Source organism: Chryseolinea sp. H1M3-3 (assembly GCF_029360725.1).
Taxonomy (GTDB): domain Bacteria; phylum Bacteroidota; class Bacteroidia; order Cytophagales; family Cyclobacteriaceae; genus Chryseolinea.
Map to the genome: position 1 here is coordinate 1,552,394 of NZ_JARKMY010000001.1, position 22,061 is coordinate 1,574,454.

The window sequence follows — 22,061 nt, forward strand, 5'->3', positions numbered from 1 at the left end:
ATATGCTTTATGGCGAAGAATGATTATTGGGAATACCCGGGAAGATATTTGCATCTATAAAAATAGATTTTATTATAAATAGAAGCCCCGTGTAAATAGCCCGGGGCTTTTGTTTTTTATAAATATTACGGACACATAGCTCAGTCGGTAGAGCAGGGCTTTGTTAAAGCTCAGGTCGGTGGATCATGCCCATCTGTGTCCGCTATTGTACTTGGATACTGAGGCTGCTAGGTGTGGCCGCTGGTCCCGATAGTTATCGGGAGTCGCTCCAGAGAATTAGACGGGTTCGATGCCCGTAGTATCCGCAATGAATCCAGTCTACGAGTTTACCTCAAGGTTACACAGGTAGTGTAACTAGACTGGATCAAGTAATTAACACCCGAATGTTCCGCGGTGGCGAATCCTATTCAACTTGAATTGGATTGCGGCAGGTTCAACTCCTGCTGGGTGAGTTATTATTTTATCGAGGTGTATCGGCTCACGCTTATACCGTGTTGAAACCGTAGTTGGTTACACGTTGGTTCAACTCCAGCCACCTCGACAAGAAAGTTTAGTTACAATATATATGGACATAGACAAGAAGGCCGGAGAATTTCCGGCCAAAGCATTAAGGTGATGCTCCTGCCTTTTAAGCAGGAGAACACGGATCGTTACCGTGTGGCCGGACATACTGTGTGATATAGCTCTCCCGATAGCTATCGGGAGGTAGAGCACCATGCTGATACCATGGAGGTTGATGGTTCGTCCCGATAACTATCGGGACCATCTATCACAACGCATTGCACATTGGCGTAGTTGGTAGCGCACAGGGCTCATAACTCTGGGGTCGCAGGTTCGAATCCTGCATGTGCAACATTTGGAGATTAAGCTAACTAAGTAGAAGCGTCCCGCTGAAGCCGGGAAGGACTGGAGCGTTACCAGTAGTCTCCACAAGGGCAAGTCTTTATTAAATAAGAATGAATTTTCTTTTTGGTGGACCGTGCCGGTGGCGTGATAGCATAGTCGCAGATAAATGCGTGGCGCAAAGCGCGCCAAGATCGAGGTTAAAGCCCTTCCACGCTACAGACATTAAATAAAAAAGTCAGATAACAATTATGAAGTACATTCAGCATCATATCAATGGCCAGTCTATTGCAGAACTCAGCGCCGAAGGTGTTATGCTCAGCACTGCACAACAATTTCTCCAGATGATCATGGACTCTTCTGCCGAAGGAATTATTGTTCATCAAGAGAGTATTGATCAAAAATTCTTTGACTTACGAAGTGGTCTTGCCGGAGAGATGCTGCAAAAAGTGGTGAACTATAGGTTGCGGCTGGCGATTGTTGGCGACTTCTCCATTTATGAAAGCAAAAGCTTGAAGGCTTTTATTTCGGAAAACAATAGGTCAAACGCAATTGTCTTTGTTAATACAATTGAGGACGCACTAGTTAGATTAAGTAAATAAAAAAGTGTTACCTAATAGGTAACAAATAAAAATCATTTATATATTTGAGCCATGAACAAAAGACATTCACATAGCTCGTATCGCCAACCCCAGCCGTCACAACAGGACCGGGAGGACGAACTATGTATGCCTGAATGATGATCTAGAATACTGTCATTACAACTCATACTAGCCTCCCTTACCAGGAGGCTTTTTGTTTATATGCACATAGGGAAATGGAGGAGCTTGGTCGTCCTCGCCTGCTTTGGACGCAGGAGACCCTGGTTCGAATCCAGGTTACCCTACTTCGTTCCCCATAGCTTTAGCGAAGGCGAACAAATATTTCGGAGAGTAGTCCGTAAGTAGATCCGTCAGCTGACGGACTGTAAAAGCGGTGCTTAATCGCCTTGGGTGTTCGATTCGCCCCTCTCCGACAGTGTCCGCCATAGCTTTCACAACGCTGGGCATATTTGCTCTAGTGGCAAGCGAAGGCGGACAAAAATTCCGGGATCGTCTAAAGGCAGGACGATTGACTTTGGCTCAGTAGATGCGTGGTTCGAATCCCGCTCCCGGAACATATGGTGATGTAACGCAAACTGGCTTCGCGGCAAGATTGTGGATCTTGTGTTTATGAGTTCGAGCCTCATGCATCACCCTTGTTATTGCTCTGTCGTCTAATGGATGAGGATACAAGGCTACGGACCTTGGGATGCGAGTTCGAATCTTGCCAGGGCAGCAAATAGAGGGTATCCGGCCGGATGAGGAGCTTGTCTTGAAAACAAGTAACGGGTAACGCCGTTGTGAGTTCGAGTCTCACACCCTCTACAATTTTCTTAAATCAACCTCCAATAAAGATTTTTCCAAAAAATCTCTCCCACCTTGGTACCAACTATGTAGTTTCCCTCTTTTTCATCGTGCACTTTTGAATCATAACAAATCAACGAGTGCATTATGATGACGAACGAATTATTAACGCGTGACGATTTGCAGCAATTTCGAACGCAACTGTTAGGCGATCTGAAGGAAGTTCTGGCGCAAGCGAAACCATCACCAAAGCAATGGCTCAAAAGCTCTGAAGTGCGGAAGATGCTGGGGATCTCTCACGGTACTTTACAAAATCTAAGGATCACTCGAAGCCTACCGTACACCAAACTCGGTGGTATCATGTTCTATAAATATGAGGACATCGAAAAAATTCTTGAAGCTGGGTTCGTTCCCAAAAAATATTGAGAAATGGAAATGCCACATCAACTCGGCAGATTAATCAGTAGCGTTGCTTCCGACGAACGTCTGAAGCCTACTCATGTTTCACTATACGTTGCGTTGTGTCATGCCTGGATCGCGAGCAGGTTTCAGCGATGCTATAATGTTTCCAGACGCCAGCTGATGATGCTGTCTCGTATTCGGTCTAAGACGACTTATCATAAAACAATTTCAGAACTAATAGAAATGGGCTACATCAGTTACCGGCCATCCTACCATCCGGTGAAAGGGAGCAGCGTGACCTTATTAGTGAGATAATTCTAGACTTATTAAAGACAAATTCATGAACAAGAAAATATATTTCATTACGCAAGCTAAGGGCGGAGCAGGCAAATCAGTGTTGGCATTCATGCTTGCGGAAAAATACAAGGAAGCTGTCATACTTGATCTAGATGACGCCACGACAACTACGATCAAACAACTCGCTTATCGGAAACCCATTCAGGTTTCATTTCTTGATCCAACCACTAAGCGAATCGACAGAGGTGCTTTCAACGGGCTCTTTGAAAGTGTGACAGGAGCGAACAAAGAATTATTCATTGCAGACCTGGGCGCGAGCGTCGCGGAACAATTGCCAAAATACTTCTCCATAAATGGCGTGGACGTGATCATGGAAGTGCTTCACGCCAGTAACATTCAGGTACAAATTGTTTGCGTGGTTGGTGGTGGGAATATCTTCAAAGCAACTATGGAACATTTGGATGAACTGGTTCAATCAACAAGTGGACACCTCGATATCACTGTCGCGCATAATGGTTTTTATCCTTGCTCCGAGGAACAGCATGCCACGCTTCTTGATTACATCGATGAGCATGACCTGACGTTAATAAATTTCGATTTGGTTAAGGACAAGGGTGAAATAGCAATGAGGACGATAGAGAATGTATTGAAGAACGGTAGAGGAGTAGCGGGGTTAAGTCCATTCACAGCAATCTACTTTAAGAAGCCGATTGAAGAATTAAATCTATGAGGCATGACAATGACGGAAAAGGAGCAAAGAAGTATACGCTCTTATTGCGCTTTCCTTCTTACAGAATATGGAATTCATTTTTCCCCGGACGATCCAGTTATTCCCGCTCTGTATGTTATTCATAAAGAGATGCAGCTAAGTAACGCTAGCAACAAAGCAATTGCTTCGGAGATCAAAGAGGCAGCTGCGAAAATAAATCCTACAGTTTTCCATTTCAACAACGGAGATGCCGCCTACAAGTTCCATGTAGGTATAGCCATCAAATATATCTTGATCGGTTTTTTGGTTTTGTTGTTCACCGTAGTGGGCATTTGGTATTGGTCAATGGCAAATAATGTTCATGAGGCTAAGACCATCATTGAAACATCCGGAAGCATAGGAGAGCTGATGAAGCGTGTGAGAAGGGACGACGAGGGTTTTTTCGTTATTGATTTCACCGCAGCCAAAGGTGATTCGATTCAACGCTTCACGGAATTTCAAAAACTTGATGCGAAGACGGTCCGGATAGTTGTCGGTAAAGCGTCCGAGTAATTTCTATTTCACCAGTTGCCAATGGAAAAGAAACACATCGTCAAATTCCTGAATACAAAGAAAAGAGGGGTTTACACCTTACTGGTCGAAATGTATGCTGATGTCATTACTTCGATGGCAACAACGATGGCGCTGGAGATAATCCGTACGGATCTGGAAAAAGATTCTGAAGAGAAAGTTAACATCAACTATTACAGCTTGGTGCAAGCCGTTGCTAAGTTCAAAAAGAAAGCGAAGGCAAAACCGGAATCACGAAAGCCGGCATTCAAAGATGCCCATGAGCTAGATGATAAGCAAAGATCTCCAGGAACGTTCACATTAAATCAATGAAAATCAGCCAGCTTAAATCAAGCTAAATCAACATCAATTAAGATCACATGACCACAATTAAACACAGCTAAATGCAAAAGAACCACCGTACGGGTTAGGTACGGAGCAAGATGTACGTTTGTTAACACAAACGTTGCTGCTCCTGCATTCCTATCGTCATTCGGAGAAGAAAAGCACTCGGAACTCGCGCTTTTTGAGGACCTAAAAATATTTTAACATGCCGAAGAGAAAATCATCAGACCGAGAATCACTCTTAACTCATTTGGTTGGTGTGCGACTGAATACAGCATTATATACCAAACTCGAAAAGATCCAAAAGGAAAGCTATAGTCAATCCATTGGTGAAGTGATCAGAAATATTTTACTCAATAAGAAGATTACATGCTATTATAAAGACAGGACAATGGATGAACCTACAAAGGAACTTATCAAAGTAAAAAATGAGCTTAATGCCATTGGTGTGAATATCAACCAGATCACTAATTTCTTTCACACGGCGGATGTTCCCACTCAGAAAGTTTTTTTTGCTTTAAAAGTGGCGGAACAATATAACCTGGTGAAGGAAAAAATTGAGGACCTCAAGAGACTCCTAATTGAAATGCATAACAAATGGTCTGCAGAGTAATCAGTGGAAAAAGTATAAAGGGTGCGCTGAATTACAATGAAAGTAAAGTGCGTGAGGGCTTAGCCGAATGTATTGGTGCGGCGAACTTTATTGCGGAACCTGAGCAGCTAAATTTTTACAACAAGCTTTCGAGGTTTGAAAACCTTATTGAAAAGAATGGTCGGGCGAAAACAAATGCCGTTCACATTTCGCTAAACTTTGATGTAGGTGAGAAACTAAGCCAAACCAAGCTAAATGAAATAGCAACGACCTACATGAACAAGATTGGTTTTGGTGACCAGCCTTATTTAGTATACGAGCACCGGGATGCTGCCCATCCTCACTTGCATATCGTGACTACGAATATCCAGGAAGATGGAAAGCGAATTTCAATTCATAACCTTGGCAAGAACCACTCCGAGCAAGCGAGAAAAGAAATCGAGGAAAAGTATGGACTTGTAAAAGCTGGATCAAAACAGAAACAAGGTTTTGAGCCAACGCTTAGCAAGGCTATTTACGGTAAATCTGAGACCAAGCGGACCATCAACAATATTGTAGCAGAGGTGATGAAACGCTATAAGTTTGCTTCATTGACAGAACTCAATGCTGTTCTTCGCCAATACAACGTGATGGCTGACCGTGGCAAGGAAGGCATGACCATGTTCGACAAGAACGGCTTGATTTATACGATGCTTGATTCAAAGGGCAACAAGGTTGGTGTTCCAATTAAGGCAAGCGCGCTTTACTGTAAGCCAACCATGAAAAATCTCGATGGCCATTTTAAGCTCGGTGGCGCACTCAAGGAAGTTCAAAAGGGGCGGCTAATCAAGATCATCGACTCTTTCTTTCATGCCACAGACCGACATACACGCGTGAACTTTTGTGACTACATGAATTTCTATGGCGTCAACACAATGTTTCGCGAAAACAAAGATGGAAGAATATACGGCTTGACTTTCATTGACAACAGAAAGGGAGCGGTCTTTAATGGAAGTGATCTTGGAAAACAGTACAGTGGGCAGGCGGTGATAAAACGGTTCGGCATCGGGCTAGTTGCTGGTGAAAAGGAAAGTCAGGAACGGATTGACAGAGAATTTGAACGGCAGTTTGAAAGGTTTGATCATACTCAGGCCAATTGGACACTCGACATTCCTAAGGGATTTTTGGATTTGATGAAAGCGGAGAAATTTTATCCGGGGCCAACGAATCCACTGCCGAGAAGGAAAAAGAAGCCAAGAAGAAAGAAGTCGATTTGAAGCGTTAATAATTAATAATATTAGGTTCAGTGATGAGAGAGGTTCATTGGAATTCAGTAAAGTGCTTCGTCAGTACAACGTAATGGCTGATCGCGGGAATCAAGGAATGACCATGTTTAACACGAATGGATTAGTTTATTGACTTTTGAATGACTTCCGCCGTAAGGTTAGAGTTCCCATAAGAGCCAGTGCATCGCCGGCACAGCAAGCCATCCATGGTAATTCTCCGCCCGTCAATAAACTTCATTGTTCACGAAATAATTCTTTTGGAATATCTCTTTCGTTAATTACAAGATTGGGGCTTATTTGTTGAGATGCCGGGTCAGCATTAATATAGAAATAATAACGGATAACATTATAGCCTTCTTTTTTTGGCTGATGTGTTTTATTCAGAATGGATTTTGAAACAGCAAAATCTTCGTGGGCACCGTCTGCAAAATGACATCGGAAAGTATGCACATTTGGAATGTTGAATGAAAATGTGTCACCATTTTCAAAATTACCTTTAAGAACAAAGCAGTTGTTATCAATAGTGGAAACGGACTGAACATCCTTGAGCCCATAACTAACAGCCCAGTTATATTTCCAATTCGATTCGCTCTCTTTTCCACCATTGTATTCATCTGCATATTCCTGACTGTATTCAGGATTGATAACTTTGAAATTCACTTGCACTTCCATTACTTGAATTTTTTTAAGCTTGAACATTATTTAACCAAACTGTTGTCCGCAAATTACTAAAATGGTTGTCAATTAGTTGATTATGGAAAGAGGCATAAGCCGGAAATCCTTTTTATGGCTTCACTTTTTCAATTTTATCTACGGATTCTATTCCAAAGAATTTCAGCAACAGTATGCCGGTAAATCGGGGCAGGTGTTCAAACCAGACCGCTTTTTTCAGCGTATCAAGAGAATCATCTAACTTTCTTCCGTGAAATATTTTATCTCTAAGTGATTTCAATTTCGAGAAATCAAGACCAAAGGTATCAGGATTAACCTTGATGAATTCAAAATAGCTACGAAATTGATTAGTCATCGACATGACGCGTATGCCCAATACCTTATGTTTAATGTCCTGCCTGAACATTGCTTGCTGACGTGGGTCCACGACAGAAACCAGGAGTTCAAGTGCTTTTTCAATTTCAGCATCCACGTCTTTTCGTCTTAAGACAAAGTCATATTCTTCTTTTGCCCGATTGGGATTACCATTTGAATCTTTCTCTATAAGTTGGTTCTGGATATATTGATTTCTCAATTCCTCCAGTAAGCCATAGAGGATCATAAACTTGGACTCATCTGGTACTTTGAAAGAATAGTTAAAACGGCGAATCATCTTTCCGACAAGGGATGCTTCTTTGAACATGAACGCTGTATCAACCTTGCGTATAAGATTCAAGGGATTTTGAATGAAGTCCCAGATAAAGATCCCGTGTGGCATCTTATTATCCTCGCTGGGAGCCCTCTTGACTTCGTAGTATAATTTGTCCGCCGAATAGATTTTAGATTCTGTCCACGTAATTTCTTTATGACAATAAAACGAATATAGGTCGCAGAGCAAGTTCACGTGGGTTTTAATTTCACTTTCAGACAGGTCGTTATTATTCTTAATGCGTAGTCTTGGAAGTTTTTCAAGCGAAACCTTCGTATCGGTAGACTTTGTACTGGTTATAAATCGATGCTCAGGTATAAAAGATATGTCATTGAATTTTATCCAATCCTTCACTTTGTTCGTCGGCTCCCACTTGAACTGATCATTTTTCCAGGGAAGGTTATAATGGTAACGATAATGTAATTCAATGAGATTGAATGCAGTACCATTGAGGTATATTTCGCTGTCGGATTGGATGTCAGATTTATAAATTAGTTTAATCCCCGTCAGTTGGATTGTAAAGTACTCAAATCCTGATTCATGAAATTCTGTGCTGTTTTGCATGCCTGAATACTCATATTCAGTAAAGTCGATCATTAAAAGGTTTTGATAGGATGATTTTACTTCCGAGACTATGAATTTGGAGAGAAGCCGGTAAGAGTAATCCGTTTGCCACCCCATTATTTTCCGGTCGAGACGCTCCAATGGGAGATAGAAAATTTTAAGTGTAATATTGGTAGGGTCTTTAAACAATAGCTCCCCGTGATGCTCACATACGGAGGTTTGTGAATCCGGTTCAGATTTGTCGATGTCCGGAATGTCTATGGTAAATTTGAAGAATATCCTTTCGTCCATGGTGATATAAAGTATTAAATAACATTAAGCAATTTCGTCACTGGCGGTGACTTTGAAAGACAAATGGATAAAATATCGCCGCAGGTCTTGGGAAACTGGTTCGACAAATACTTATTTTATCATTACGATGAAATTCAGTGCGAAACCAATACGCGCTGCTTGAAAAAATCAAACAAGGTAGGGAACAAGATTAACCAGACACATGGAACAAGGGGGCGGTGAAATCATGGTCGTTGGCCAGAGCAACGTTGTATCAAGCGACATCCAAGTATCGCAGCCGGCTAGCGTATACATTGACACGTGTAGTCTGATCAACTTACTGACCGGACCAAAGGCTAATTTTCTAATTGCGAACCTGGAATTTTGGATTCTCAACAATAAGATTCAATTGTTTACCTGCAAAGTCATCGTGGAAGAATGGAACATTCAAAAAGAAAAACATCGCGATGCTTTCAGGCAGAGCCTGCAGGCAAAATATAGTCACACACACGAGGTCGCCAAAATTGAAAATCTCACAGTTCCCAAAAACCTACAGCCAAATACAGAGGTTTATGACAAACTAATAGGCAGGATAGATGACCTCCTGAAGGGTGCAGTGTTGTTAGAGGTCACCAAGGATGCAAAGGCCAGAGGCGCGGAGCGATTCGTTGTACCGAGGAAAGCTCCATTCCACAACAAGGCGGACAGCATGAACGATGCTTTCATTATTTTCACTGCCCTAGAATATTTTCATCGGCTCAATCAATCTTTCATTTTCATTTCAGATAACAAAGGCGAGTTTGCATCTGTCGACGATAAAGAGCGGCGGATTCATCCGGAACTGATTGAAGACTTTCCAGGTGTTGAAGTCGAATACTACCGCGATATTGGGTGGGCAATTTCCGATTTACGAAAACGACTTGGCATCTCGTTAACTCAAGAAGAAAGCGCCGTCACGATTGAAGTAAAGGAGCCGTTGATAAAAATATCGTTAGACAGAAGTCAACACTTGCTTGATCAGCTGGCTCAGTACATGCACATTATGCATCAGGATATTGTCTATGTACCACCGATGTTCATTGTTAATCAATATCCGTTTCGAATCGGCAACCAACACAGCTCTGGTTACGGCCATTTTAATGCCGAGACAAGTAATGAGAAATTGCTCGACTTATTCGTCCAACTCAGCGTCGACCAGGATGGTGCTCCGTTGCCTCATGCGCTGCAAGACGTTTTCCCTGAAGTTGTTGACGCCGTGGGGAAATCCAAAGAAGTGCTTCGGCTTTTGACGCGGGATCTAATTTTTTCAATATCCAACAACAGAGGCGGTAAGCGCATTTCAACGCGGTTTACCGGAGACCGAAATACTTGCCATTGTCCGATATGTGAGTTTCGAAGATTTAACTTTGTTGATGCATTGAAACAATTGGCCGATGAGCCAGTAAATGAGCAGCAATACTTACAACTTGCTTACGCAAACTATCTTTGCGGAAACTATATGGCAGCGACTCGAATTCTCCAAAGGGCGCTTCCATTGCTAAAAGATAAAAATCTAAATACTTCGGCTTTCATTTCAGAATTCAACTTATCGAAGCTTGGAATATTTCTATTCAACAGTTATTTCAAAGACAAGGACATAGAGCAACTGGCAAATTTGTTAATGGCTATAAATCCAGCCGAGCGAATGCCCAACTATGCTGCACCTCACAATCGCGAGGTATTGGAATATTTGTCCGAAGACAATTTCTTGAAATCAACTAAAGAGAAGGCACATGAACTTCACTACAAGCTTCTTGATAATTACTTTCATAGTTTGTCCGGTGGATTTAGTTCAAACACCTATGTGTGGTCGCTGATAAATCAACTTGCGCAGATCGATTCATTTTTGACAGACAATCGCATTATCTTCAACAAATTCAACGAATTTTCGAATCTAGCTGATCGGATTTTTGAAGCGATGTTTGCATCACATGCCGTGAAAGCAGAGTCGGGAAGTCGCCTGGTAAGTTTCGACGATTGGATACTTCAGCGAATGATGCTGTACGGTACAGCGGAAAACCTTAATAAGTACTATTTACGATACAAGATTAAGAAACTTGCCTACGAAAGAGAAGATGATCAAGAGGGAACATTTGTTGACAGCTTGAATAACTTTTTCTCTGGCGTGAGAGAACTCTCCAAAGCAGTAAGGAAATATTGTGAGTTGGACGGTGACAGCTTTTGGGACTATTACAACCGGTTGTTTTCGAATGCGATCGTGCTAATTTCCATAACACAGATATCACCGCCTACCCTCATGGCGTTGATCGGGAAAGTCATTGATTTTCTTGAGAGCGAAGATTGCATCGATGCGGAAAACTTGAAGCGTGTCCGATCCCTAATCGTCCGGGTCGGAATGGACTTGGATATAGAGCTCCTAAATAGAGCGATGTGGGTGTTCGTTCAAAACAGAAAGTATTTAAAAACTGGATGTGTTGAGTCTATATGTGAAATCTATTCGACTCGCAAGCTCAAGCTTTCGGTAAGAGATGCTCAACTGGATTTTATAAAGCATGCCTATACCAAGGTAGATGCCGGCGGTATTCTACAGCTGCATAGTCCGTTGATCCAGATTTGTAGGATCGTGCAGGAGGAGAGCGTTGCGCAGGAGTTGAAAGCAATTATTCGCAATAATCTTCACGCAAATTTCAGATTTGAGATTTACTACGAGTCCGTCATTTTCGGAATAATACCGTATGATGATTCTGATTTTGAGAAATTGCTTGCCAGCGTGTTACCAAGTGCAGGCCGACAGGAAATTAAGGGATTCTTGTTGGGAAGGCCCAGTGATCGATATGATGGAGTGAACCATCTACTGAATTTGGTATTCAAGATTGGTCTTGACACAAATGCGGCGAGATTCGATGTTATTCGAAAACTAAGTCCATATTACGAATGGCTGCTGAACATGGAGGAATTCGACTATGGAAATTTTGATCCGGCGTGGATTTCTGAATATAAAACGAGATACTATTTTCGAAGAATTGCAAGTTGCACCAAAGTTCGTGAGTATTTAGAATCTCAATTGAAGGACGAGGTAATATCTGATTTAGAAAAGCAATACTATTCGATCTATATTCGAAAGCCGTGGGACGTGCGGGAAGAATAGACTTTTGTGCAAGCCAATAGTTTCGATTTTTTGTATATTTACTCCCAATTACGAATTGAACTAAACGACTCTTTTTGTAAAGGTGGAAATTCGGGATAAAGAATATTCATTCCTTACAAAAATTTGACATACAACGCATAGGCTGGAGTTAAAAACTCCCTCCTCCTCTGCTGAGCCCCGATAGCCATCGGGGTCAAAGAGAATCAAAACCTCGAATTCGTAATGGATTCGAGGTTTTTTGTTTTTCAACGCCTTTCACACGGTATAATATCTCCCTTATTATTTTGCCTTCTTAGAGACAACAAAAATTTTGCCCGTGGGGGCGTAATCACCAAATGGTTCTGATTCAAACTGAGGATTCTCTTTCAGGAATTCTTCAAAGGCCTTGTATTCACCAAAATCCTTGTCATCCTTCCAGTCGTCAAAAAATACAATAGCAAGATCTTTAATAAGGGGAACACAAAAAGTAAGCGCAGCCTTGGAGGAAGAGTAAATATCACAATCTATCATGATGACACTGGCTTTGGTAATCGAATGTTTTTTCACTGTTTCTGGGGTTAACGTCTCATTGAACCAGCCTTTGATGAGGAACGTTCTAGACCAATCTACCCCTCGGTCAGTTAAAAGTTTTCTGGTAAATTCAATGGGGCTGGCAAATTGTCCAGGCTTCCACACACCGCCATCTTCGTTCGCAGCACTTTCTGGCATACCTTCAAAAGAGTCGAAGCCAAAAAGGCGAACATCGTTCAACTTTAATTCTTTTAATACACGATGCATACAACTCAACGAACTCCCGTGGGAAACGCCAAATTCGAGATAATCACCTTTCGCATCATGACCAATCCTTTCAATGATGTATTTCCATGCCCTGTTATACTTAGGTTCAATTTCGGCTGAACTGACCAACGGGATAAAAACATTATCCATCGTAAGCTTTTCAATTTTTTTATTGGCTGACTCCGGTAAAAGCCCCCGTACCATTCGGTAAAGTTTATTAAGACGGAAAAATCTAGCAATAATTATTAGAGCACTGTCAGAAGTTCTCATAAGTAAAAAATATAGTTGGAAAAATTTTAAAATATAAATCACTCACTGCCTAGACGAAGCAGCATCATTAGAGGGGAATCCTGTGGTTAATACTCAGTCCTTGACTAAGGGATTCATAGTGATTATTTTATTTCAACGTTTATTGGAGTGATGAATGTAACAAAAAGATTTGAATAATTAAGCGTCAAAATTATAAACCAAGGTACCTGGTGGGGGCATGTGATGCACTTCAATGTGGATGGCGACGATCTTTTTATCTGATTCATAAATAATCACAACTATGGACAAACAAAAAGTAAATGTTGTAGGACTCAGGAAGGGAGATAGTCTCTATCGTCGGTGATACGACTAAAGTATTGCTCTCAGGAAGGGCGAATTGTTACTAAGAAACGCAAAGATATCGAATCGGCAAATTACGGAATACGGGTTGACCTTTAAAGCAAAAGTTTGGTGTAAACGTCAGTTTTGATCTTAGTTAAAGCAGTGGTCTGTCGGGTGTCGATATCTCGTACTGCAGCTTATGAGAAATTAAAAGGCTCAACACCGAAAAAGATGTAAACGCGAAGAATCCGGCTTGCAGGGCAGATTTGTTCGTTGTCAGAATATCAATGTTCTGAGCTAAGGTTTCTAATTGTTTTAGCTGTTCGGTAATAATTCCTGCAAAGCCAATGTAAGCCATAAAAATCGCCACAACCATGACGTCGGCCATAGACCACTTGCCGGTTTTAAACACCATGAATTGTATAAATTTACTTGACTTTAAATTCGGCAAATAAACATACAGTATAGATGAGATTGATTTTGCAACAGGAAATAGGATGCTGAATGTCAGCACCAATATCCCAACACAAATCAAATCAACGCGACCTTGTGTTATCATCAGCCTGACTACCTCTAATATGCTTTTGCTTTTATAATATAACACTTGATCCTGAAAGCTCACGGACTCGCCTAAAAGACTAAAGGTCATGTTAGCAATCCGCGCATCGATTTCGATCATGGGTAATAAAAGTCCGATGATGAGAAGGACAAAACAGCTGATCGTGATAACGAGAAATTCATTTTTCGACAATCGTGTTGAAAGGATGATATATAATCCGGTTAACCCCGCCACGATCAATAAGCTATTCTCATAAGCTTTGCTCTCATCGTCCAGCGTTTTAATTTTATCTGTGAGGCCTGTTATCGCTTCGCCTCTATCCTTGTAGTTGTACTTCGTTAATATTTCGTTGTGAGTTGAGTAGTCAATCTTAGAAAAAGTATTGTCTGCATAAGCATTCATTTTTTGAATGATAAATTCTCTGACAGCTTTTCTGTTTTTCGGATTATTCATGAAATCGATAATGTCTTCGGTGATTTTGGGAATATCTCTTTTTATGTCGCTGAATCCACCGGCCAGGGAAAGTATACTTGTTTTAAAGAATCCTGTGAGGGTTCCGGAATTTTGTTCCCGGAACCGCTGCTCGAACTGATCTATCTGTTTGTAAAGAAACGCGGAAATTTCTTTTCGCATATTATCGCGATTAGCGCCGTCGAAATTGAATTCTCCTACTTTCTTTGTGATTATCGAAGCAAGGATCTGCTTCCATTCATCAACGCTAAAAAGACCGTATTTAATTTTTGATAATTCGATCAGGTCTTCCTTCACCATTCTTTTCTTATTCGCCGTCTTGTATACATTGAATGATAAAAAGACAATGGCACCGAAGAGAATGATAAGAATAAAGATTTTGGGTTCTTTCATTGTGATGCGTTTAAATGATGCGATTAATGGTTTACGTTGTGATTGAATCGCGTCAGAATTAAAACACAAGTTAACAACAACGCGTTGGTTTCGGTTCGAACACAATATTTGCCAAGCACATAATCAGATATATCAATAGTCGTAATGCGCTTAATTGCTCAATTAGGTTGCAGATAAATCACGACAATGGTGAAAAAATTAAAGACGCAAGGAGATTTGTAGCAAGACGAGTCACAAATGCTAAGCGTAGCCCGGTGGGCAATGTCAAATACTGAAGAGATTCAGTCAATAATGCAAAACGATTTAACGACGATTGATATCACCCGTGTTTTAGTAGGGCAGGGAATATGGAGCATCACAGAACCAGAATTTATTTTTGCTGAGAACGAAGTGCGATCCAGCTGATGCTTGCACCAATGAGTCCAAGGAAGAGCGCTACAATAGCTCCTGCCTTTCCTCCACCCGAGCCGAAACCTCCAGTGACATTCGCCAGATGCGTTACACCGAGGAACAGCGCTACCAGCCCGAGTGCCAAGGCCGTGATGGCCCAGTGTCGCTGCGTACGCGTTCCAACTGCAGACCTTTTTTTAGCACGCCATCCAATAATCAAGCTGCTCAATCCGACTGCAACGCCTATAAGTGACTTGGCTCGCGCAGTGGTGATGCCCGTGACGTACGAATGTTTTTCACTACCGGTAGCTGCTACGTTAGACTTTTGTTCTGTTTGCGAAAACACGGTGTACGTTGCTAAAAGCGAAACGGCGATGGTGAGTATGGCTGGAAAGATGAATGGAATAAAGCTTCTCATATGACCATTTTTTTTGAGAATTAAGAGACTATGAAATTTTTCGTTGAGGCTCGATGAGTTCGATCAAATTATCTGACGGATCAATCATTAAAATTTGCTTTCCGCCATTACCCATTACAAGTTCGTTTCTAAACCTGGCCTTCTGGTTTTTCAGTTCTTTAATCGCAGCGTCAAGATTTTGTGTTTGTAATTGAATTCTATTCCATCCCCCTGGCTCCGGCACGGTTCCATCGGGCATTGCTTGACCAGCACCACCTGCGCCCGGTTGATTGAGTAAAAGACGCAAATTGCCTTTTGATAACATTGCAAAGCCACCTGGCGGATTCATCACCACATCAAAGCCTAATAGCTCTGTATAAAATTTCACACAAGTGTCTATATCATTAACAATATATCGAACACTTACGGTTTCGGAATTTAAAAAAGTGCTGCCCATAATTTTAGTGTTTTGAATGTGCGATCGTTACGTGAAAAAATTAACCTCATTGTGGTAAACATCAGGCAAGGATACTTGAGACAAGATTGCATTCAAGTCCTGCTCATTGTTTAACCTCGGCCTTACGGGATGTTTTTGTTGCAAAGAAGAAAACCTACAAAGAAATATTCTTGGAAAATTGCGACATTCTAATACTTGAAATCGCGTGTAGCCCGGGTGTCGATTTCCTCAGGATAGTTGATGGCATATTCTTTGGGGCTGTAGCCGGAATATTTTTTGAATTCGTTTGTAAAGTGTGACTGATCATAATAACCTGCTTCGATGGCGATTTGCGCAAGAGGTTTCCGTTGTTGGTCCATTGCCTTTAAGACATTCTTAAAACGGACGACGTTGAAAAAATCTTTTGGACTAAACCCAGAAAACTCTTTAAATTTTCTTTCGAATTGTCTTCGTGAAAGATTACAGTCGTGCGCAAATGAAGGAATAGAAAGAATGCTGTCATTATCAACGACCGACTTAATTTTCCGCACAAAGGCTTTATCATGATTCGGGATCATTTTAATCCTATCGAGCAAAAATTGAGAAGCCAGCTGCACGCGTTGATGATCAGTATCGGCTAACATAATTTGCTCTTCGAGCATCTTTCCCCTAAGCCCCCAAAGCGTTTCAGTGTCAATCTTCTCATTGTGCAAATGATGTGCTGGCAAATTGAAAAGCAGTTTGAATGAATAGGGATACAGGTAGACACCAAAAAGGTGAAAGCTATGCTTTGTCGAAAACTGTCTGAACTTTTGAGCCTGTCCGAAAACTCCTGAGGCAAACGTGGTCCCTTCGTCTCCGGCTAACGAGCTTATCGCCAACTTTCCTTTACAATAAAATATAAGTTCTACACAGTTGTCGGGTAGTGCACGGTGAACAAAAGTATCCATCGCGTCAACGAGCACGTCCAAACTCCAAAAGAAGCGCACGTATTCACCAAGAATTCCTTGTGGCGTGTGCATACTATATTGCATCATTACTTAAGCCTCGTTTGTAGTTGCCATAATCAGTTCAAAGCGCCGACCGATGTTGATGATCTTAACTATTTACTTAAGTGTCGAAATCTTTAGAATCATTTTTCAAATCTTAACATGCGCATCATTGACTAAATTAATAATGTTATCAATTTCTGCATAAAAAAGATTCGCGTTGCATGTTGATTTCCTATCCAAGTTAATCCACCTCCTGGAACTTCTCATCACCACACATCCTTACAATCTTAGGCATAAAGGTACCAAGCACTTCCACCAAATCTTTTTGATATTCCATAACCTGATGAATATCTTTATAAGCCATGGGCGCTTCATCAAGGCCTGAGCCTATCAATTCCACGCCCGCTGCTTTCAATACTTTATTTACATGACCGGGCACGATGGTCTGTTTTGCTTTTGTACGTGACATTAATCGTCCTGCTCCGTGGGATGCTGAATTGATCGACGCGGCCAATCCTTTTCCCCGGACAATAAAACCTGAGGATGCCATTGAGCCAGGAATGATACCCAGCACATCTTTTCCTGCTGGTGTCGCACCTTTACGATGAACGATGATGTCGTTACCAAAAGTATCTTTTGCTTTCCATGCAAAATTGTGATGGTTCTCTATCATAGCCAACGGGGTCTCACGCAACCCTATAGCCATGCGTTCATGAATTTGGTGATGGCAGGCAGACGCGTAATCCCCGGCAAGATTCATGGCAAGCCAGTATTCTTGTCCGGCTTCTGTGTGGAGATCAAGCCATGCTAAATGTTTTGCTTCTTGTGGTAGTCTGCAAACTCCCATAGCAATATTGGTATAATGGCGTGCGATATTGGCGCCTAGTCCACGAGAGCCTGAATGCGAAAGCACAGCTATATATTTTCCGGGTGCTACATGAAACTCATTGATCGGATTCAATATTTCTACAACTCCAAATTCAACAAAGTGATTCCCGCCGCCAGATGATCCAATTTGTTGCCACGCGCGATCTTTCATTGCGCGCGCAATGCTTAACTCGCTGAATTCCTTTCGATCCAGGATCTCGTGATCCTTTGGCTTTTTGAAAGTAGCTTGTCCAAACTTGGTGTTGTTAATCAATATCTTTTTAAGATCTTCTTTCTTATCCACCAAAATAGTTGATGGAAGGTCATAAAGGGTCATACACATTCTGCAACCGATATCGACTCCAACACCGTAGGGTATTACCGCATTCTTTGTAGCCAATACGCCTCCAATGGGGAGACCGTAGCCCTGATGTGCATCAGGCATCAACGCGCCGGCTACTGTTACGGGTAATTTCATCGCAGTCTCCATCTGCTGAAGGGCACCTTGCTCAATTGCTTCGGCACCATAAATCTGATAAGATTTGCCCTCCATGTTAAGCGCAACTGTTTCGTTAGCTGGTTTTAATAATTCAGCTGCAACCGGGGCCAATATGTCATCGCTGATAAAAGACGAAGGATTGCGTAATATTTGTTGTAGCAAGGCAAGCTTGTCGTCGAAGCTTAAGTGTGCGTATTGATTTTCAACAAGATCAAGTGCAACGCCAAGTGCTTTGCCTTCTATAAAACCAATTTGCTTTAAGTCATTTCCTGTTAACTTCATAGTCTTCTCTTAACGATTCAAACGACCGGAAGGTAATGCGCAACCTTTCCGCGTGGATAAAAGTTATTTTTTTAACTATGTCGTCTGTTGATATGTTTATTAAAACGGCAAAAAAATAAGAGTGATCTGTCGTTGGTGATGCTGCTGTCGTTAATTAGAAGCTGAAGATTTAAAGGGAGCAAACCCCTATCATGCGGCTCCACCCTTCACATAACGTAGGGCAACACATCCCGATGTAAAAACCTTCGTCTCGACGAGTTGCAGCTTTTCTTGCAATGCAGCGTGGTCAAATAATCGTCTTCCTGCTCCTACAACGAGGGGTTGAAAGACAAAATAATACTCATCTACAAGACCAAGTCCGATAAGCTGCGAGGGGATATCCACACCGCCTGTTAAGATGTTTTTACCTTCCTGCTTTTTTAGTTTCAGAATTTCATCTTTGAGGTTCGTACGAACAATAGTTGTTTTTTTATCGTCGACGTTTTCTAAGGACCTGGAGAACACAACAATCTTTTTGACAGCATTAAATGCCTGAGCAAAATTGTTCATCGACTTGGTGGGACCAGCATTAGTTTTGGCAATGTCAGGCCAAAACGGAACCATCAGGTCGTAAGTTTTTCGCCCATAAACAAAGGTATCGCCATCACGTAAGAGCTGCGCATAAAAGTCATGCAGTTCTTCATCAGCAATACCTTTAGTATGATCGCAGCACCCATCCAGCGTAAGATTGATTGCAAAGATTAGCTTTCTCATCGTAGTTTTTTGTTTGAAGTCTTCATTTATTCAGTTTCTCATGAAGCATATATTTCCCTCACAAAAAATCTCTCGTCACAAATATCATCAACCCTTTTGTATCAAAGCGGGTGTAAAAGCGGCATCGTGGGGGTGTTTTATCCGAAATGGCTACCAAAAGGATTACTTTTAGTTATCGTCTTACCAGGGTCCATCAGCATGCTAGCGACCTGATCCAGGGACGGCAAGTGCATCAAATGAAAATAGTGCTCGTGATTGACTCACCCAATTCATGCGAGAAAAGGGGCGCAATACATTACAACCTATAGCCTGGTGCTTTGAAATATCTGTGAAGTGGCCTCACGACTTGATCAGGTGTTTACCTTTACGCCCGAATTCTTCTCCAATAAGCTGTTCGTAAAATTTTTTCACAGCTTTCTTTTCGTAGGCTTCTTTGAGAGAAACAATCATGATAGTCCGTTTCATGTTTTTTCCTTCAATGGGGATACCCACTACATGGGGGTCGTTTACGCTAGTCTCACTCAAGATAGTATGCCAATGACCTGTCTTTACAATTTCAAATAGCGTAGGAATATCATTTATTTCCATGCAGATATTCGGCCTAAGGTTTTTTTGACGAAAGGATTCCACAAAAAATTGAATCGTACTATAACCACTGAAAGGTAAAGCCAATGGAAGGTCGGCAACTTCGGTAAGTGAAATACTGCGTTTGTTAGCCAGGGATGATTTTTTAGCAGTCACCAATACCATATTGGAGTTTAAAAGTGCTTGATATTTTAAATTCGGTTGTTTAACATTTTCGTAAAAGGTCAAAATAAAATCAAAATGATGTGTATTAAGTTTTTCGAGAAGATCTTTGGTAGTGCCAAAGACTACTTGAATTTTGATATTGGGGTATTGCTTTGCAAACTGTATCAATGCCTTTGCAAAAAGGATTCGCATGGAGTAGATCACACCGATGGTTATTTTCCCGGTATTGATATTATTCAAATCCTTTAAAAGCAATAGTCCTTCGTTCGCTCTATTGATGCTTTGCAAAGCATACTCACTAAACATTTCACCCGCCTCTGTAAGCATTATTCGTTTGCCAATCCGGTCGAACAATAACACATTCAATTCGTCTTCCAACTGCTTGATTTGTTGAGACAATGTGCTTTGGCTGATATTCAAAACCTTTGCGGCTTCAGTAAAGTTTAAAAGTTCCTTTGCTTTCAGGAAGTATTTCAGTTGTCTTAGTTCCATGTTTCTAAATCGGTTTTATCGATTGTTTCAATCGAAAAATAGAGTTTTGCGAATATAAGCTTTTTGCTGACCTTGGGGCCTCAGGTTTCGAATAGAATATGTCACTACTTCAATAACTAAAAAAATTAAATTATGAATGCTAAGCTCATTATCTCGTTTTTACTTTTGATCACTTGTTTTGCCGCTTTCAGTCAGGAAAAGCAATCGCGAAAAGAAAAAAAGCACAGTTCTACCGTTGTGGAGAAAGGATTAATTAAAGTGTCTGTGATGTACCCATTTGCAGAAGGCAAGACCTTCGATATGGCGTATTATGAAACCAAACACATGCCGATGGTAGCAGGGTTTTTAGGATCAAATCTGGTAAAGTACACCATTGAAAAAGGTGTTGCCAGTGGAATCCCTAACACGCCATTGCCATTTATGGCTATTGGGACTTTTTATGTAAAAAGCCTGAGCGATTATCAGGCAGCCATCGGACCCAATAGAGACGCCATCAGAGCAGATTTTCCTAATTACACGAATATTAGTCCTGTCATATTGGTGAGTGAAGTTGTCCGGTAATATTAGAAATCATGGTTACTGCGGTTCATTATAAAAAATTGAGATTCATTATTGTTTTAATAAATTAAGTTGCGTCATGCCCAACCCGACGATTGACTGCTAGCGATTTGGTGGATTTCGTTTTACGCTAGCCCATAGAGAAGATTGCTATCTTTCGTTGTTTATGTTACGAAATGCCTTTATCGGTGTTCAGGGATGATAATGGAATCAAAGAAAATATATGGATTATTTAGGAATGCTTTTGTTCAGCTGAAAAGTAATGAGCCGCTTATTCTCGCGAGTGCTACCGCCTTTTTCACGTTGTTTTCACTCACACCAATCCTTGTTGTCCTTGTTAATATCTTAAGCATCCTTTTTAGAAACAGTAAAATTGCTGGAAAGCTCTTTCAGCCAATAGAAAAAGTATTTGGAGCCGAAACCTCCGAACAAATAAAATCTATTGTTGAAAATGTTAAATCGTTTGGAGGAGATTGGTATATCACCGTAGGTGGGTTCATCTTTCTGCTGTTCGTTGCGACTAATCTTCTCAACATCATTAAGAAGTCTATAAATCAATTATGGCGCATCCGTAAAAGTACGTCCAAAAAAATAAGATATAATTTGAGAGAGCGATCAATCGCCATTTTACTGATCCTGTCGATAGGTTTTTTATTTATCATATCACTCTTATTGGATACATCTGTGGCTTTCCTTCAAGGGTACGTAACGGAACTAATTCCTAGCGTTGACGCCATTCTTATACGAACAGTCAATATTATTTTTTCCGTACTTGTTGTCACCGCATGGTTCACGATACTCTATAAAATTCTGCCCGATGCCATTGTGCATTGGAAAGTTGCTCTTGTTGGCGGGCTACTTACGGCAGTGCTATTCACGATAGGAAAATGGATTCTGGGCCATCTTCTTGATTACAGCAACATGGTGTCCATCTTCGGCGCATTCGCCTCCGTATTTTTCATCCTTTTGTTCATCTTCTACTCGTCGCTAATCTTATATTATGGCGCTTCGTTTACATACGGCTATGCCAGCGAAACGGATAGACCTATAAAGCCACGGAAGCATAGCGACAGCTATGAAGTGAAAATCGTATCATCGAAGTAGCGAGACGCTGGCTTGACAACG

General features: G+C 41.3%; 21 protein-coding genes and 6 tRNA genes. 17 read left to right on the top strand and 10 right to left on the bottom strand.

Translation table 11 applies throughout. The features are described from left to right. Window positions 1-129: 129 nt before the first annotated feature. From P2W71_RS06785 to P2W71_RS06850, 14 genes are all read left to right on the top strand, one after another. A tRNA-Asn gene (locus P2W71_RS06785) sits at window positions 130-202 on the top strand. 578 nt (window positions 203-780) lie between these two features. Then, window positions 781-853: transfer RNA gene (locus tag P2W71_RS06790), tRNA-Met, on the top strand. Between the two features lie 241 nt (window positions 854-1,094). Further along, complete coding sequence (locus tag P2W71_RS06795) at window positions 1,095-1,445, top strand: DUF4180 domain-containing protein (RefSeq protein WP_276368714.1); 351 nt, start codon at window positions 1,095-1,097, stop codon at window positions 1,443-1,445. Window positions 1,446-1,654: 209 nt separating this feature from the next. Further along, a tRNA-Pro gene (locus P2W71_RS06800) sits at window positions 1,655-1,729 on the top strand. A gap of 198 nt (window positions 1,730-1,927) precedes the next feature. After that, window positions 1,928-1,999: transfer RNA gene (locus P2W71_RS06805), tRNA-Gln, on the top strand. Between the two features lie 88 nt (window positions 2,000-2,087). Then, window positions 2,088-2,160, top strand: a tRNA-Arg gene (locus P2W71_RS06810). A gap of 5 nt (window positions 2,161-2,165) precedes the next feature. Continuing rightward, window positions 2,166-2,249, top strand: a tRNA-Ser gene (locus tag P2W71_RS06815). 126 nt (window positions 2,250-2,375) lie between these two features. Next, a complete protein-coding gene (locus tag P2W71_RS06820; protein ID WP_346659948.1) occupies window positions 2,376-2,654 on the top strand; it encodes a helix-turn-helix domain-containing protein in 279 nt (92 codons plus the stop codon). A 3-nt stretch (window positions 2,655-2,657) separates the two neighbouring features. Beyond that, the gene (locus P2W71_RS06825) at window positions 2,658-2,945 is read left to right on the top strand and encodes a hypothetical protein (RefSeq protein ID WP_276368717.1); all 288 of its coding nucleotides are present in this window, start codon (window positions 2,658-2,660) and stop codon (window positions 2,943-2,945) included. Window positions 2,946-2,970: 25 nt separating this feature from the next. Then, the gene (locus tag P2W71_RS06830; protein ID WP_276368720.1) at window positions 2,971-3,657 is read left to right on the top strand and encodes a hypothetical protein; all 687 of its coding nucleotides are present in this window, start codon (window positions 2,971-2,973) and stop codon (window positions 3,655-3,657) included. A gap of 3 nt (window positions 3,658-3,660) precedes the next feature. Next, window positions 3,661-4,188, top strand: a complete 528-nt coding sequence (locus P2W71_RS06835) for a hypothetical protein (protein WP_276368722.1) — start codon at window positions 3,661-3,663, stop codon at window positions 4,186-4,188. A gap of 21 nt (window positions 4,189-4,209) precedes the next feature. Then, window positions 4,210-4,518: a hypothetical protein gene (locus tag P2W71_RS06840; RefSeq protein WP_276368725.1), complete on the top strand. Its 309-nt coding sequence runs from the start codon at window positions 4,210-4,212 to the stop codon at window positions 4,516-4,518. Window positions 4,519-4,735: 217 nt separating this feature from the next. Beyond that, complete coding sequence (locus tag P2W71_RS06845; protein WP_276368727.1) at window positions 4,736-5,143, top strand: hypothetical protein; 408 nt, start codon at window positions 4,736-4,738, stop codon at window positions 5,141-5,143. After that, on the top strand, window positions 5,128-6,378 hold the full coding sequence (locus tag P2W71_RS06850; protein WP_276368730.1) for a relaxase/mobilization nuclease domain-containing protein: 1,251 nt from the start codon (window positions 5,128-5,130) through the stop codon (window positions 6,376-6,378). The genes P2W71_RS06845 and P2W71_RS06850 overlap by 16 nt, the downstream gene beginning before the upstream one ends. Before the next feature lie 243 nt (window positions 6,379-6,621). Here the strand turns inward: P2W71_RS06850 and P2W71_RS06855 are convergent, their stop codons facing one another. Together P2W71_RS06855 and P2W71_RS06860 are read right to left on the bottom strand one after the other, a co-directional pair. Next, window positions 6,622-7,086, bottom strand: coding sequence for a hypothetical protein (locus P2W71_RS06855; protein WP_276368732.1), 465 nt, complete (start codon window positions 7,084-7,086; stop codon window positions 6,622-6,624). A gap of 85 nt (window positions 7,087-7,171) precedes the next feature. Continuing rightward, the gene (locus P2W71_RS06860; RefSeq protein ID WP_276368734.1) at window positions 7,172-8,602 is read right to left on the bottom strand and encodes a hypothetical protein; all 1,431 of its coding nucleotides are present in this window, start codon (window positions 8,600-8,602) and stop codon (window positions 7,172-7,174) included. A 202-nt stretch (window positions 8,603-8,804) separates the two neighbouring features. Here P2W71_RS06860 and P2W71_RS06865 point away from each other — a divergent pair, with 202 nt between their 5' ends. After that, entirely contained in the window at window positions 8,805-11,729 is a 2,925-nt protein-coding gene (locus P2W71_RS06865; RefSeq protein WP_276368737.1) for a PIN domain-containing protein, read from the top strand. 279 nt (window positions 11,730-12,008) lie between these two features. On the opposite strand, the gene P2W71_RS06870 is transcribed toward P2W71_RS06865, so the two are convergent. The 8 genes from P2W71_RS06870 to P2W71_RS06905 form a co-directional block, all read right to left on the bottom strand. Continuing rightward, on the bottom strand, window positions 12,009-12,710 hold the full coding sequence (locus tag P2W71_RS06870) for a TylF/MycF/NovP-related O-methyltransferase (protein ID WP_276368739.1): 702 nt from the start codon (window positions 12,708-12,710) through the stop codon (window positions 12,009-12,011). Window positions 12,711-13,251: 541 nt separating this feature from the next. After that, window positions 13,252-14,520, bottom strand: a complete 1,269-nt coding sequence (locus tag P2W71_RS06875) for a paraquat-inducible protein A (RefSeq protein WP_276368742.1) — start codon at window positions 14,518-14,520, stop codon at window positions 13,252-13,254. 370 nt (window positions 14,521-14,890) lie between these two features. After that, window positions 14,891-15,328 carry a DUF6223 family protein gene (locus tag P2W71_RS06880; RefSeq protein ID WP_276368745.1) on the bottom strand — a complete coding sequence of 146 codons (438 nt, stop codon included), beginning with the start codon at window positions 15,326-15,328 and terminating at the stop codon, window positions 14,891-14,893. Window positions 15,329-15,356: 28 nt separating this feature from the next. Further along, a complete protein-coding gene (locus P2W71_RS06885) occupies window positions 15,357-15,764 on the bottom strand; it encodes a VOC family protein (protein WP_276368748.1) in 408 nt (135 codons plus the stop codon). Between the two features lie 188 nt (window positions 15,765-15,952). After that, on the bottom strand, window positions 15,953-16,780 hold the full coding sequence (locus tag P2W71_RS06890; protein WP_276368750.1) for an AraC family transcriptional regulator: 828 nt from the start codon (window positions 16,778-16,780) through the stop codon (window positions 15,953-15,955). Window positions 16,781-16,976: 196 nt separating this feature from the next. Continuing rightward, a complete protein-coding gene (locus P2W71_RS06895; protein ID WP_276368753.1) occupies window positions 16,977-18,383 on the bottom strand; it encodes an RtcB family protein in 1,407 nt (468 codons plus the stop codon). 189 nt (window positions 18,384-18,572) lie between these two features. After that, on the bottom strand, window positions 18,573-19,136 hold the full coding sequence (locus P2W71_RS06900; protein WP_276368756.1) for a dihydrofolate reductase family protein: 564 nt from the start codon (window positions 19,134-19,136) through the stop codon (window positions 18,573-18,575). A gap of 339 nt (window positions 19,137-19,475) precedes the next feature. After that, window positions 19,476-20,378: a LysR family transcriptional regulator gene (locus tag P2W71_RS06905; protein ID WP_276368758.1), complete on the bottom strand. Its 903-nt coding sequence runs from the start codon at window positions 20,376-20,378 to the stop codon at window positions 19,476-19,478. Window positions 20,379-20,510: 132 nt separating this feature from the next. Between P2W71_RS06905 and P2W71_RS06910 the strand changes: the two genes are divergently transcribed. Together P2W71_RS06910 and P2W71_RS06915 are read left to right on the top strand one after the other, a co-directional pair. After that, entirely contained in the window at window positions 20,511-20,939 is a 429-nt protein-coding gene (locus P2W71_RS06910; RefSeq protein ID WP_276368760.1) for an EthD family reductase, read from the top strand. 201 nt (window positions 20,940-21,140) lie between these two features. Beyond that, window positions 21,141-22,040: a YihY/virulence factor BrkB family protein gene (locus P2W71_RS06915; RefSeq protein WP_276368763.1), complete on the top strand. Its 900-nt coding sequence runs from the start codon at window positions 21,141-21,143 to the stop codon at window positions 22,038-22,040. Window positions 22,041-22,061: the final 21 nt, after the last annotated feature.

Bases quoted from the DNA above. Each gene is read 5' to 3' on its own strand.
- P2W71_RS06795 (WP_276368714.1), top strand. From the start codon at position 1,095: ATGAAGTACATTCAGCATCATATCAATGGCCAGTCTATTGCAGAACTC.
- P2W71_RS06820 (WP_346659948.1), top strand. From the start codon at position 2,376: ATGATGACGAACGAATTATTAACGCGTGACGATTTGCAGCAATTTCGA.
- P2W71_RS06825 (WP_276368717.1), top strand. From the start codon at position 2,658: ATGGAAATGCCACATCAACTCGGCAGATTAATCAGTAGCGTTGCTTCC.
- P2W71_RS06830 (WP_276368720.1), top strand. From the start codon at position 2,971: ATGAACAAGAAAATATATTTCATTACGCAAGCTAAGGGCGGAGCAGGC.
- P2W71_RS06835 (WP_276368722.1), top strand. From the start codon at position 3,661: ATGACAATGACGGAAAAGGAGCAAAGAAGTATACGCTCTTATTGCGCT.
- P2W71_RS06840 (WP_276368725.1), top strand. From the start codon at position 4,210: ATGGAAAAGAAACACATCGTCAAATTCCTGAATACAAAGAAAAGAGGG.
- P2W71_RS06845 (WP_276368727.1), top strand. From the start codon at position 4,736: ATGCCGAAGAGAAAATCATCAGACCGAGAATCACTCTTAACTCATTTG.
- P2W71_RS06850 (WP_276368730.1), top strand. From the start codon at position 5,128: ATGGTCTGCAGAGTAATCAGTGGAAAAAGTATAAAGGGTGCGCTGAAT.
- P2W71_RS06855 (WP_276368732.1), bottom strand. From the start codon at position 7,086: ATGTTCAAGCTTAAAAAAATTCAAGTAATGGAAGTGCAAGTGAATTTC.
- P2W71_RS06860 (WP_276368734.1), bottom strand. From the start codon at position 8,602: ATGGACGAAAGGATATTCTTCAAATTTACCATAGACATTCCGGACATC.
- P2W71_RS06865 (WP_276368737.1), top strand. From the start codon at position 8,805: ATGGAACAAGGGGGCGGTGAAATCATGGTCGTTGGCCAGAGCAACGTT.
- P2W71_RS06870 (WP_276368739.1), bottom strand. From the start codon at position 12,710: ATGGTACGGGGGCTTTTACCGGAGTCAGCCAATAAAAAAATTGAAAAG.
- P2W71_RS06875 (WP_276368742.1), bottom strand. From the start codon at position 14,520: ATGAAAGAACCCAAAATCTTTATTCTTATCATTCTCTTCGGTGCCATT.
- P2W71_RS06880 (WP_276368745.1), bottom strand. From the start codon at position 15,328: ATGAGAAGCTTTATTCCATTCATCTTTCCAGCCATACTCACCATCGCC.
- P2W71_RS06885 (WP_276368748.1), bottom strand. From the start codon at position 15,764: ATGGGCAGCACTTTTTTAAATTCCGAAACCGTAAGTGTTCGATATATT.
- P2W71_RS06890 (WP_276368750.1), bottom strand. From the start codon at position 16,780: ATGATGCAATATAGTATGCACACGCCACAAGGAATTCTTGGTGAATAC.
- P2W71_RS06895 (WP_276368753.1), bottom strand. From the start codon at position 18,383: ATGAAGTTAACAGGAAATGACTTAAAGCAAATTGGTTTTATAGAAGGC.
- P2W71_RS06900 (WP_276368756.1), bottom strand. From the start codon at position 19,136: ATGAGAAAGCTAATCTTTGCAATCAATCTTACGCTGGATGGGTGCTGC.
- P2W71_RS06905 (WP_276368758.1), bottom strand. From the start codon at position 20,378: ATGGAACTAAGACAACTGAAATACTTCCTGAAAGCAAAGGAACTTTTA.
- P2W71_RS06910 (WP_276368760.1), top strand. From the start codon at position 20,511: ATGAATGCTAAGCTCATTATCTCGTTTTTACTTTTGATCACTTGTTTT.
- P2W71_RS06915 (WP_276368763.1), top strand. From the start codon at position 21,141: ATGGAATCAAAGAAAATATATGGATTATTTAGGAATGCTTTTGTTCAG.